12 protein-coding genes are annotated in these 12,446 nt (G+C 61.3%); 4 read left to right on the plus strand and 8 right to left on the minus strand.

Going from position 1 to position 12,446, the window contains the following annotated elements; genetic code table 11:
• Nucleotides 1–47: 47 nt before the first annotated feature.
• On the minus strand, nt 48–1,226 hold the full coding sequence (locus G471_RS0110645; RefSeq protein WP_157272511.1) for a type IV pilus assembly protein FimV: 1,179 nt from the start codon (nt 1,224–1,226) through the stop codon (nt 48–50).
• A gap of 231 nt (nt 1,227–1,457) precedes the next feature.
• Between G471_RS0110645 and G471_RS0110655 the strand changes: the two genes are divergently transcribed.
• Nucleotides 1,458–1,736, plus strand: a complete 279-nt coding sequence (locus G471_RS0110655; RefSeq protein ID WP_028995329.1) for a hypothetical protein — start codon at nt 1,458–1,460, stop codon at nt 1,734–1,736.
• A gap of 94 nt (nt 1,737–1,830) precedes the next feature.
• Here the strand turns inward: G471_RS0110655 and G471_RS0110660 are convergent, their stop codons facing one another.
• Genes G471_RS0110660 through G471_RS0110670 form a run of 3 tightly spaced genes read right to left on the minus strand, consistent with a single transcriptional unit; the run spans nt 1,831 to nt 4,189 of the window.
• Entirely contained in the window at nt 1,831–2,496 is a 666-nt protein-coding gene (locus G471_RS0110660) for an energy-coupling factor ABC transporter permease (RefSeq protein ID WP_081700223.1), read from the minus strand.
• A gap of 9 nt (nt 2,497–2,505) precedes the next feature.
• Complete coding sequence (locus G471_RS0110665; protein WP_028995331.1) at nt 2,506–3,438, minus strand: electron transfer flavoprotein subunit alpha/FixB family protein; 933 nt, start codon at nt 3,436–3,438, stop codon at nt 2,506–2,508.
• A 1-nt stretch (nt 3,439) separates the two neighbouring features.
• Nucleotides 3,440–4,189: an electron transfer flavoprotein subunit beta/FixA family protein gene (locus G471_RS0110670; protein ID WP_028995332.1), complete on the minus strand. Its 750-nt coding sequence runs from the start codon at nt 4,187–4,189 to the stop codon at nt 3,440–3,442.
• A 111-nt stretch (nt 4,190–4,300) separates the two neighbouring features.
• Between G471_RS0110670 and G471_RS0110675 the strand changes: the two genes are divergently transcribed.
• The gene (locus G471_RS0110675; RefSeq protein WP_051295439.1) at nt 4,301–4,924 is read left to right on the plus strand and encodes a TetR/AcrR family transcriptional regulator; all 624 of its coding nucleotides are present in this window, start codon (nt 4,301–4,303) and stop codon (nt 4,922–4,924) included.
• A 7-nt stretch (nt 4,925–4,931) separates the two neighbouring features.
• On the opposite strand, the gene ppx is transcribed toward G471_RS0110675, so the two are convergent.
• From ppx to G471_RS0110695, 4 genes are all read right to left on the minus strand, one after another.
• The gene (ppx, locus tag G471_RS0110680; protein WP_028995334.1) at nt 4,932–6,419 is read right to left on the minus strand and encodes an exopolyphosphatase; all 1,488 of its coding nucleotides are present in this window, start codon (nt 6,417–6,419) and stop codon (nt 4,932–4,934) included.
• Nucleotides 6,420–6,550: 131 nt separating this feature from the next.
• Nucleotides 6,551–8,443 (minus strand): propionate--CoA ligase, encoded by a 1,893-nt coding sequence (locus G471_RS0110685; RefSeq protein WP_028995335.1) that lies wholly within the window; start codon nt 8,441–8,443, stop codon nt 6,551–6,553.
• Between the two features lie 50 nt (nt 8,444–8,493).
• Entirely contained in the window at nt 8,494–9,609 is a 1,116-nt protein-coding gene (locus tag G471_RS0110690; protein WP_043421464.1) for a GGDEF domain-containing response regulator, read from the minus strand.
• 1 nt (nt 9,610) lies between these two features.
• A complete protein-coding gene (locus G471_RS0110695) occupies nt 9,611–10,606 on the minus strand; it encodes an oxidoreductase (RefSeq protein WP_028995337.1) in 996 nt (331 codons plus the stop codon).
• A gap of 138 nt (nt 10,607–10,744) precedes the next feature.
• Here G471_RS0110695 and G471_RS0110700 point away from each other — a divergent pair, with 138 nt between their 5' ends.
• Both G471_RS0110700 and G471_RS0110705 read left to right on the plus strand, forming a co-directional pair.
• Nucleotides 10,745–11,254 carry a C40 family peptidase gene (locus G471_RS0110700; protein WP_028995338.1) on the plus strand — a complete coding sequence of 170 codons (510 nt, stop codon included), beginning with the start codon at nt 10,745–10,747 and terminating at the stop codon, nt 11,252–11,254.
• Nucleotides 11,255–11,382: 128 nt separating this feature from the next.
• Nucleotides 11,383–12,399 (plus strand): Fe(3+) ABC transporter substrate-binding protein, encoded by a 1,017-nt coding sequence (locus tag G471_RS0110705; RefSeq protein ID WP_028995339.1) that lies wholly within the window; start codon nt 11,383–11,385, stop codon nt 12,397–12,399.
• Nucleotides 12,400–12,446: the final 47 nt, after the last annotated feature.

Genomic DNA, 12,446 nt, shown 5'->3' on the forward strand with positions numbered 1-12,446 from the left:
GCTTGATGAAGCATTTCAAGAATCGGGAATGTACGACCAAAGCAGGCTTAAGCAGCCTTTTCCTTTTCCATCCGGTTGGATGTTTCCTTCAGCTCGATCAGGAACAGGATTTCCTCGACCACCGGCAACGGGAAGCCCAGACGCTGACCACCGCGATTATCGCGAAGCAACTGGTACATGTAACCGACCACATCTTCCGCTTCCCACATGCGCAGGATGGTAGACATGATGCGCGGCATTTCCTCGACCCCTTGTGGCTTCGGCAGGGCCGGCGCCCCATCGGGCGAGGCGTCACCATCGAGCACCAGGTCGACCGCCGCCGAAGGCAGTTCCCAGGGCTGAATCTCGACATTGAATTGCTGGTTGAGATTACGGGCCAGAACATCGAATTCTTCACGCATGCCGGCCATGCGATAAACATCCATCAGGCGAAGCCAGGGCTGCAGCGCCTCCGAAGGATTGTTGTCGACATATTCCTGCAAGGCCTGTGCGGCCCCCTTGACGCGACCGAAGGAGAGCATGATATCGGCCAGCTCCATGACCGGATTGGCTTCAAAATGCTCATCAAGCGTCGTTGCATTGATCGACAGGATGGAATCACCTGGACGGGCCGGCAGGGGTGCCGGCGCTTCAGCCGGTGCAGCAGCACCGCCCTCAAGTTCGACATCAAGCTGTGCCTTGGTACCGGTGACATCGCCATCAAGATGCAGGTCAAGGACGGCCTTTTCCTTCAATTCCTCGTCGCGCGGCGCATCCATGACCGGCTCGGGCGAACCGGCCAGCACGGAATTCAGATCATCATCTTCGGCCCCATGCTGCTGACGCCGGCGCCAGAAAAGCCAGCCAGCCAGCCCGAGCAAAAGACCCAGCAGCAAGCCATAGAATCCCCAGCTGGAAAACAGGTCTTCATCCTGAACCGAGGCCGGAGCAACAGGCTGCGCCGGGGTTTTGGGCACTGCCGGCGTTGCTGCCGCCTGCCCGCCCGCTTTTTCGGTCAGCGCCAGTGTCTTGCTCTGCAATTCATCCAGCGCCGCTTCCATGCTGCGCAGCTTTTCCGCCGCCGCCAGCTGGCTGCTGGCCTGCTCGTGCAGCGCCGCCAGCATGCGATATTCCAGGCGGAGGATTTCCCGCTGTGCTTCGGCAATTTCTCCGGCCAGCATATGCTCACCAAGAACCGCATCGAGCCGCAGCGCACTTTCTCCATCACCACCACCGGCTGAAAGCATCAGCCGATCACCACCATCCCCAAGAACGGGTAAAAGCGGGGCAGTATCCTTCGGTGGAGCCGGTTGAGGCTGCCGCACTTTCGGCGCAGCCTGGGTTCGTGGCGCCCTCGGCGGCGCTTTGGCTACCGGCCGCTCAAGCGGCTCGCTGACCCGGGCCGGCATATCGACGACACCACCAGTCGGCGGCTCGACGCGCGGCGAAGCGAGCAAGGTATATTCCCGATAAATCTCATGTCCGCAGGCAATATGCAGGGCGACCTGAACAATTGGCTCGCGGACTCTTTGCCGGCCGGCGATCGACAAAACTGGCGGCTTTCCTTGCTGGATTCGCAGATCGGCATCCCGCAACCAGGGCAACTGGTCGCCACCGCGCGGCTTGATCAGCCTGAAACAGGCTGCGTCGAGGACAAGACCGTCAGCGCCAAGAACACTGACGGAAAGTTCGGGATGGTCACCAAGAACGAGCTGTCCACGCAAATCGCCAAGGCCAATAGCGGCCGCCGCACCTGATACGGCGAATGCCAGTGCGCCCAGCGTTATACGAAAACCCTGTCGATTCAACGACACACCCCTCAATGACGATCCAATATCTTAATTGTAGCGCTTATTTATCGGAAAGATAACGAGAATCTTCGAAAGAATCCACCCAATTCGGACGATATACGACAAATAGTGTCAACACCATACCGGATAACCACGCCTCGGAAAATGCCAACAGCAAATAATAAGGCAAATATTCCCCAAACAGGTAGTTCCACGCATAAACATCCGCCACGCCAAGCAACAGGGTCGACGCCAAGCCGACAGCCATGATCACCAATCCGCCGCAAAGGAAGGCATTGACGAATACGTAGATGAAAAAATGCGGGGGCAGCAAGCGGGCAACCAGCCTGAATAGCTGATGGGCGATGAACACCGACACGCCGGCCAGCAAGAGCGCGTTTGCCGCAAAGGCAAAACCGCCGGCAGCGCCATTCAGGGTGATGCCCAGCGTCACCAGCGACAGGCCGATAAAGGCAAGATGCGGCCCGAAAGCCAGGGTAAAGACATTGGCACCGAGCAGGTGCAATGAGAGGCCAGGTTTGACGCCGGCCTTGAGGCTCCAGACCAGGATCAGCAGGACAACCATACCCAGCCAGAGGTTGGAATGCTCCGATTCCCGGAAGCGCTTCCACGGTGCCCGCCAAACGCTACGGGCGAAAAGCGGCAGCCAGACGGCCCAAGCCGCCCAGTACCACATTTCGCCCAGCAGATCGTCGGTCAGATTCACCCGGGCATTTTAGCCCAGCGACTGCTCCAGTTGCGGCACCGTCTCGAAAAGATCGGCGACCAGAGCATAATCAGCCACCTGAAAGATCGGTGCGTCCGGATCCTTGTTGATCGCCACGATCACCTTGGAGTCCTTCATCCCGGCCAGATGCTGGATGGCGCCGGAAATACCGATGGCCAGGTAGAGTTGCGGCGCAACCACCTTGCCGGTCTGACCGACCTGGTAGTCGTTCGGCACGAAACCCGCGTCAACGGCGGCACGGCTGGCACCGAGCGCGGCACCGAGCTTGTCGGCCAGCGGCTCGAGCAGCTTGTGATAATTCTCGCCGCTGCCCAGACCACGACCACCGGAAACGATGATCTTGGCGGCGCCCAGTTCAGGACGCTCGGACTTGGTCAGCTCACGACCCTGCAACTGGGTCGTGGCGGTATCGGCTGCGGCGGCAAGTGCTTCGACCGGCGCATTGTTACCGGCAGCGACGGCGTCGAAGGCCGTCGTCCGCACGGTGATGACCTTGACCGGATCGGCACTCTGCACGGTGGCCATGGCATTGCCGGCGTAGATCGGGCGGACGAAGGTATCGGCCGATTCCACAGCGGTGATTTCAGAAATCTGGGCGACGTCGAGCAGCGCAGCGACGCGCGGCAACAGATTCTTGCCGAAGGTCGTGGCCGGCGCCAGGATATGGGTACGACCGGCAGCATTGGCCAGCACCAGCGCGGCCAGGTTTTCCGCGGTCTGCGCTGCGTAGTGGGCGGCATCGGCCACCAGCACCTTGCTTACCCCCTGCAGGGTGGCGGCCTGGGCAGCGGCAGCCGCACAACCGGCACCGGCAACCAGGACGTGGATATCGCCACCGATACGGGCGGCGGCGGCAACGGTATTGAGCGTTGCTGCCTTCAGGGTTTGCTGGTCATGTTCCGCAATGACGAGAATGCTCATGTCAGATCACCTTCGCTTCGTTCTTGAGTTTGTTCACCAGTTCGGCCACATCGGCCACCTTGACACCGGCCGAGCGCTTGGCCGGCTCGACCACCTTGAGGGTCTTCAGGCGCGGCGCCACGTCGACACCCAGGTCTTCCGGCTTGACCGTGTCGAGCGGCTTCTTCTTGGCCTTCATGATGTTCGGCAGTGTCGCGTAGCGCGGCTCATTCAGGCGCAGATCGGTGGTCACAACCGCCGGCAGGGCAAACTGCAGGGTTTCCAGACCGCCGTCGATTTCGCGGGTAACCGTGGCCTTGCCGTCGGCAACAACCACCTTCGAGGCAAAGGTAGCCTGCGGCCAGCCGGCCAGCGCAGCCAGCATCTGGCCGGTCTGGTTGGCGTCGTCGTCGATGGCCTGCTTGCCGCACACCACCAGTTGCGGCTGCTCCTTGTCGCACAGCGCCTTGAGCAGCTTGGCGACCGCCAGCGGCTGCAGCTCGACATCGGTTTCGACGAGGATGCCGCGATCGGCGCCGATGGCCATCGCGGTACGCAGGGTTTCCTGGCAGGCCGCCGGGCCGCAGGAAATGGCGATGACCTCGGTGGCAATGCCGGCTTCCTTGAGACGAACCGCTTCTTCGACGGCGATTTCGTCGAACGGGTTCATGCTCATCTTGACGTTGGCCAGATCGACACCGCTGCCATCTGCCTTGACCCGGACCTTGACGTTGTAGTCCACCACCCGTTTGACGGGAACGAGAATTTTCACTGGCATCTCCTTTATCGGTCAGTAGTTATCAGGATTGTCGCTGTTTGACAGACGACCTGGCAAACCGCACAATCGCCATACTGTGTCGTATGGAAAAGCATACGGTAGCGTATGGAAAATAAACCTGTCAAGTCCCCCGCCCGAAACCGGCGCATCACGACCGGCGACAAGCCCGCCGGCAGCCGCACCCAGCTCGATCCGACGCGCTGGGTGGACGTCGCCATCGACCTGCTCGCCCGCGAAGGTATCGCCGGTCTGCGCGTCGAAGTTCTGGCCAAGCGCTGCGGGGTGACCAAGGGCAGTTTCTACTGGCATTTCAAGGATCGTCAGGCGCTGCTCGACGCCGTGCTGGAGCGCTGGCGCGAAGGCCGCATCCGCGACATCGAGAAAACCACCAGCGTACTCCCCGGCAAGGAGCTGGAGCAACTCCATTACGCCATCGAGGTTTATGGCGCCAGCCGCAACCGCAAGGGCATGTCGATCGAACTGGCGGTGCGTGACTGGGCCCGTCACGACGCACGCGCTGCCGCCGTGGTCGAGTCGGTCGATCTTTACCGCCTGGAATGCACGCGCCGGCTGTTCGTCGCTTCCGGCATGAGCGACGCCGACGCCAAGAGCCGCAGCCTGCTGCTCTATGCCTGCGTGTTCGGGCTGTCGCTGATGCACTACAGCCATTTCGACGACCGCCTCGACGATCTCAAGCAACGGATCGCCGAGCGCATCGTCGCCCGCTGACGAGCTCCTATTTGCGGGAGCGGACCAGGAACTCGCGTCCGATCTGCTTCCAGACCACCGTTTCCTCGCCCAAGGCGGCGGCCGTCCAGGGATTTCCGGCCAACCAGGCATCGGGCAGTTCCAGCAGATAACCGCGCTCGGTGGTGGACACGCGCCAGGCCGGCAGCGCGCGGTCATCGCGTGTGCGGTGCAGCGAAACCGCCAGCCGCAGGCAGAAGACCAGGCGCCAGATGCTGTCCTCGGCCGCCACCGACCCCAGTTTTTCCAGCTTGCCCCGGTGACCGAGCACCAGCATCGCCAGGCGCGCCTGCTCCTTCTTCGAGAAACCTGGCATGTCCGCGTAGGTCAGGATGTAGGCGCCATGCTTGTGGTAGGCGTTGTGGGCAACGGAAATGCCGATCTCGTGCAGGCGGCAGGCCCACGACAGGTACTGCAGGTCATTTTCATCGGGCGTCCCGCCTGACAACTGGGTCAGCGCGGAAAGCGCTGTCGCCTCGACACGGTCGACCTGATCGCGTTCGACCTGGTAGCGCTTGCGGAAACTCTTGACCGTGGAATCGCGCATGTCGTGATGGTGGAAACGCCCGAGCAGGTCGTACAGCACGCCAAGGCGCAAGGCGCCGTCGGCATAGGTCATGCGTTCGATGTCCAGCTCCTCGAATACCGCCGCCATGATGGCGATACCGCCGGGCAGGACCGGCAGACGGTCACCCTTGACGCCGCGCAGTTCAAGCGCATCGGCCGAACCCGCCTTGACCATCAGCGAGCACAGGCGCTCCAGCCCGACCCGGGTGATGCCGCTCTCGCCGCCCGGATTCATGTCGTTCATCTCGAGGATGTCGGCAATGGCGCGCGCCGACCCCGACGAACCAACGGCTTCCTTCCAGCCAAAGCGCTGGTAATCGTGGGCGATCAATTCGATTTCCTTGGCTGCGGCGACCTGCGCCTCGCGCAGGCGGCGCTTGTCGACCTTGCCACCGGGGAAGTAGCGCATGGTGAAACTGACGCAGCCCATGTACAGGGATTCCATCAACTGCGGATCATGCCGCTTGCCAATGATGAATTCCGTGGAACCGCCGCCGATGTCGACGACCAGCCGCTTGTGTCCTGCCGTCGGCAGGGAATGCGAGGCGCCGAGGTAAATCAGACGAGCTTCTTCGCGGCCGGCGATGACTTCGATGGGAAAACCCAGAGCCTCTTCTGCCCGGGGCAGAAAGGAGGAAACGTTCTTGGCCACCCGCAAGGTATTGGTAGCAACAGCGCGCACTGCGGCACGGTCGAGGCCACGCAGACGCTCACCGAAAAGGCGCAGGGCGGACAGGGCACGCTCCTGGGATTCAACATCGAGCATTTTCTCGGCAGTCAGGCCGGAAGCCAGTCGGACCGGTTCCTTGAGTGCATCGAGCGGGTAGATCTGGTCATCGACGACACGCCCAACCTGGAGACGGAAACTGTTGGAACCCAGGTCGACCGCAGCTACTGTTTCATAAATCATTGCTCGTCATCATCACTAAGATCAGGCAGCCGATGATTTTAGCACCCCAGTCATCGCCTTATTGTTACAAGGCGTCACATAAAAAAACCCCGCCGATTTCAAGCGGCGGGGTTTTGCGGGCAGGAAAACGATCAGCCAGCCAGCAGCTTCTTGATGTTTTCCAGCGTGGACGGGTCTTCGATCGTCGTCAGATCGCCCGGATCGCGGCCTTCGGCCAGCGCCTGCAGCGAACGACGCAGCATCTTGCCGGAACGCGTCTTCGGCAGGCCGGTGACGAAATGCACGCGGGCCGGACGACCGATGGCGCCAAGAATGCCGTCCACCGTGGCAAACACTTCCTTCTCCAGCGCCTTGACCATCTCGGGCGTTGCCACCTTGCTGGCGTCCTTGACCACGGCAAACGCCATCGGCACCTGGCCCTTGAGTTTGTCCTCGATACCGACCACGGCCACTTCGGCGATAGCCGGGTGGTTCTGCACGGCTTCCTCGATTTCACGGGTGCCCAGACGGTGACCGGCAACGTTGATCACGTCGTCGGTACGGCCGAGGATGGTGAAATAACCGTCTTCGTCCTTGATCGCCCAGTCGTAGGAGGAGTAAACCAGCGGCTCCTTGAACAGCGTGAAGTAGGTGCTGACGAAGCGATCGTCCTGCCCCCAGACGGTGGACAGGCAGCCCGGCGGCAGCGGCGGGATGACCGCGGCAATGCCCTTCTCGTTGGCGCCGCACTCGGAACCGTCCTCGCGGAAGATCTTGAGGTTGTAGCCGTAGACCGGGAAGCTCGGCGAACCGAACTTGATCGGCGTCTTTTCGACACCGTGCAGCGCGGCCAGCATCGGCCAGCCGGTTTCGGTCTGCCAGTAGTTATCGATGACCGGACGGCCCAGTTCGTTCTGGAACCACTCGTGCGTCGGCTGGTCGAGCGGCTCGCCGGCCATGAACACATGCTTGAGCGACGACAGGTCGTATTTGTGCATGTAGGCCGGATCCTGCTTCTTCAGCACGCGGGCGGCGGTCGGCGCCGAGAACATGACCGATACCTTGTACTTTTCGACGATCTGCCACCAGATGCCCGGATCGGGGCGCAGCGGCGTGCCTTCGTACATGATCGTGGCCATGCCGGCGATCAGCGGACCGTAGATGATGTAGGAGTGACCGACGACCCAGCCGATATCCGAGGTCGAGAAATAGGTTTCACCCTCGTTACCGCAGTAGATGTGCTTCATCGACGAAGCCAGGGCCACGGCGTAACCGCCGGTATCACGCTGCACGCCCTTCGGCTTGCCGGTGGTACCGGAGGTGTAGAGGATGTAGGACGGATCGGACGATTCCAGCCATTCGCACTCGACGCGGGCATTCAGGTTCTGCTCGCGCAGCGTGGCGTAATCGACGTCGCGCCCGGCAACCTTGTTGTAACCCTTGTCCAGGCCCCGATCAACCATCAGCACGTGAGCCGGCTTGTGCTCGGCAATTTCGATGGCTTCGTCGAGCAGGTGCTTGTACGGCACGGCCTTGCCGCCGCGCATGCCGGCATCGCTGGAAACGATCAGCGCCGGCTTGGCATCGTCGATGCGGGTGGCCAACGAGCCGGAAGCAAAACCGCCGAACACCACCGAGTGGATGGCGCCGATGCGGGCTGCCGCGAACATTGCGAAGGCTGCCTGCGGAATCATCGGCATGTAGATCAGGACGCGGTCACCCTTCTTGACACCGAGACCCTTGTAGATCGCTGCCATGCGCTCGACTTCGGTCTGCAACTCGGCGAAGGAATAAATCTTCTCCTCGTCGGTTTCGGTCGACACGAAGATCAGCGCATTGTCGTTCGGACGCTTGGCCGCATGGCGGTCAATGGCGTTGTGGCATAGATTGGTCTTGCCACCAACGAACCATTTGGCAAACGGCGGACGCGAGAAATCGCAGACCTGGGTGAACGGTTCCTTCCAGTCGATGAGCTGGGCCTGCTCGGTCCAGAACGCATCCGGTTGCTCGATCGAATACTGGTGAAACTCCTTGTAAGTCGCCATATAACTCCCTCTAGCTAGTGGTTTCCTGCACATCAAAACAAAAGAACGGATTATTTTTTGGCCTTTGCCCGTTCGCTCAAATAACACTCGATCTGCTCGATTGGCAGATCCAGGCCCATTTCCTTTTCCATCAGCGCCAGCAAGGGCCTCAGTTGCCCAAGCAGGGCGTCCAGATGCGCCATGACCGGCCCCGGACGATTGGCACGCAACAGTTCGAGTGCGTGCTGCAGCGAAATCGGCCGCGTTGCCGGCAAGCTGCCACCGGCCTCGGTACGATTGCCGCCGGCCTGCATCGCCTGCAGCATGCGCTGTTCTGCCAGTTCGAGCAGCGCGCCGGCTGAACTGACCAGATCGGTCGGCACGCTGGCCAGACCGATGCTCACCGTCAACCCCAGCGACTGCCCCTGCACAGAGAGCCGCGACGCCTCGACCGCCTGACGGACGCGCTCGGCGAAACTGACACAGTAGTTCGCCGCCGTCCCCGGCGACACCACCGCAAAACGCCCGTCGGCAATATGGCCAAGGCTGTCTTCCTGGCGCATCTTGCTGCCCAGCATCTTGGCGAAACGGTTGCCGACTTCCTCAGCCAGCGCCGGCCCGAGCTTGTGCGTGAGCACCTCGTAACCGTCAAAACCGAGCACCATCAGGCTGACGTCAATGCCATGCCGCGCCGAATGCGACAGCGCCTGCGCCGCCTGCAGTTCCAGATACTTGCGGGTGAACAGCCCGGTCGCCGGGTTCTGCACCATCTGCTCGCGACCGGAATCGAGATTTTCCTGGGCCTGCTGCAAGGCCAGCAGGTTGCCAAGCCGGGTCAGGACCTCGATCGCGCCGCTACCCTTGGTGATGAAATCCGAAGCCCCCAGGCCGCGCGCCTTGCCGCGCTCCTCCTCGGTCTCCTCACCGGAAACCAGGATGAACGGCATTTGCTGCAGGCGACGCAGGCGTGAGGTGCGCAGGCGTTCCAGCAACTCGTAGCCGTTCATTTTCGGCATCTGCAGGTCCGACACCACGGCCCGGATCGACTGATCGAGCACCAGCGTCTGCCAGGCGGCATCCCCGTCGGCCTCTTCGCGTACCTCGTACTGCGTCTTGATGTGCTGGGCCAGCGAGGCCCGGACGACCTTGGAGTCGTCAACGATCAAGACGCGGGGCAACTCGGCCATCTCAGCCACCGGCCACTTCAACCACGACCCGGCCCTTGGCCCGACCACTGATATATTCATCGAAGGTCGCCGGCAGATCGGCAAAGGGAATCGAGCGGGACATGCGGGCCAGGTGCGGCGGCCGCAAATCGCTGGCCAGTCGCTGCCAGACGCCGCTGCGGTAAGGTTCGCGGATGTAACCGGAGTCAATGCCGAGCAATGAGACGCCGCGCAGGATGAACGGCGCGACCGTGGTATTCAGCGACATGCTGGCGGCCAGGCCGATGCTGGCAATGGTTCCGCCCTGCTCCATCGTGCTGGCAATCCAGGCCAGCACATCGCCGCCCAGGTTGTCGACCGCCCCGGCCCAGCGGGCCCGGTCGAGCGGACGGATCCGGCTCAGGTCGAGATCCTGGCGCAACATGACTTCCGCCGCCCCCAGACCGCGCAGGTAATCGGCTTCGCTCTCCTTGCCGGTCAGCGCCACGACACGGTAACCGCGCTGGGCAAGCATATCCACAGCCAGACTGCCGACGCCGCCGGTGGCGCCGGTGACGATCACCGGCCCCTTGTCCGGGGTCAGGCCATTTTCTTCCATGCGCACGATGCCGAGTGCTGCGGTAAAACCAGCGGTCCCCAGGGCCATCGCATCATAGAGACTCAGACCGGCCGGCAGCGGGACCACCCAGTCGGCCGGCACGCGTGCCAGTTCGGCGTAACCGCCGTGATGGGCCACACCGATATCGAAGCTGGTGGCAATCACCGGATCGCCCGGCTGGAAACGCGGATCGGCACTTTCAAGCACGGTACCGGACAGATCGATACCGCCAACACAGGGAAAACGCCGGATGATCTTGCCGGCACCGGTCGCTGCCAGCGCATCCTTGAAATTGATGCTCGAGTAGGCGACCCGGATGACGACTTCGCCTGCGTCGAGGTCAGCGCGCGTCATGTCGACGAAACGATGCCCGACTTTGCCTTCGTGTTCCTCAATCAGCAATGCCTTGAAGGAATCCATTGTGTTGTGCTCCTCACTTCTCAGGGTTCAAATTGTATTCATAATTACGGATTATGAACATAGTTCCACCGTCACCAGCCGAGGCTGATCGCGTTCGAGACTTTACAGGGCGGAAAATTTCAAATAGATTAAGCGCCCATGAAATCCGGCTTCGCCCCTCTCCTGCTCGCCGCCTGTCTGGCCTTGAACGTTCAGACGGCTGTTTACGCCAGCGAAACGACGCGCCAGCAGGAGGCGCCGATGTCCTTGTTCGAACGTTACACCAACGCTACGCAGGATGTCATCCTTGAAGGCCTGAAGCTGGTTGGCGTGCGTTACAAGATGGGCGGCAACAGCATTGAGGCCGGACTGGACTGCAGCAGTTTCGTGCAAACCGTGTTCAAGGAAAGCATCGGCGCCTACCTGCCGCGCACGGCCCGCGAACAAAGTCAGGTTGGCGAACAGGTGGATTTGAGCCAGTTGAAACCGGGCGATCTGGTGTTCTTCAACACCATGCGCCGTGCCTTCTCGCACGTTGGCATCTATCTTGGCGACAACCACTTCCTGCACGCACCACGCGCCGGTGCCGAAGTCCGTGTCGAGAACATGAACAACAGCTACTGGATGACCCGCTTCAACGGCGCTCGCCGGATCATCGAAGCCCAGTAAGCAGGCCTAGACAAGCGACCTTCGGGTCGTTTTTTTTCGCCAAAACACAATAACAGTTCTCATTAACCAAAAAAACCAATACAATGAAAACGAACCATTCTCATATCGTTTAATCTCAGGAGCTGTACATGAAAACGAAAGCCACGCTCGCCGCGCTGACCCTTGTTGCCGCGTTCCAGCCAGCCATCGCTCAGGAAAAGGTGCTCAATCTGTATTCGGCACGCCACTACCAGACCGACGAAGCCCTCTATGCCGACTTCACCAAGCAGACCGGCATCAAGATCAATCGCATCGAAGGCAAGGAAGAGGAACTCCTCGAGCGTATCCGCAACGAAGGCGCCAACAGCCCGGCTGACGTGTTGCTGACGGTTGACGCGTCGCGCCTGGCCAAGGCCCGCGAACTGGGATTGTTCGCCCCGCTCAAGTCCAAAGTGCTGGAGAGCCGTATTCCGGCCCACCTGCGCACCGACGAATGGGCTTCGTTCTCGACCCGTGCCCGCGTCATTGTGTACAACAAGGCCCGCGTCCAGGCTGCTGACGTTCAAAACTACGCCGATCTGGCCAACCCGAAGCTGAAGGGCATGGTCTGCTCGCGCTCGGGCTCGCACCCCTACAATCTCTCGCTGCTGGCTTCGGTCATTGCCCATGAAGGCGAAGCCAAGGCCGAGCAACTGGCCCGCGGCATGGTGGCCAATTTTGCGCGCACCCCGAAGGGCGGCGACACCGACCAGATCAAGGCGGTTGCTGCCGGCGAATGCGGCGTTGCCATCTCCAACAGCTACTACGTGGCACGCCTGATGCGCTCGACCAAGCCCGAAGACCAGAAGGTCATCGACAACATTGGCGTCGTCTGGCCGAACCAGGCCACCACCGGCACCCACATCAACGTTTCCGGCGGCGGCATGCTCAAGCATGCACCGAACAAGGAAGCGGCAATCAAGTTCCTGGAATACCTGGCGTCGGATTCCGCGCAGCGCTACTTTGCCGACGGCAACAACGAATGGCCGGTCGTCGCTTCGGTCAAGGTTGCCAATCCGGCATTGACCAAGCTGGGTGCCTTCAAGGCCGACAATCTTCCGGTCAACAGCCTGGCCATGTACCAGGTCAAGGCCCAGATGATCTTCGATCGCGCCGGCTTCAAATAAGCGCCATTGTCGCAAGACCTCGCCAAAGCGGTTGGCTTCCCCTAAAA

It is taken from the genome of Azonexus hydrophilus DSM 23864 (assembly GCF_000429605.1).
In the GTDB taxonomy this organism is placed as follows: Bacteria; Pseudomonadota; Gammaproteobacteria; order Burkholderiales; family Rhodocyclaceae; genus Azonexus; species Azonexus hydrophilus.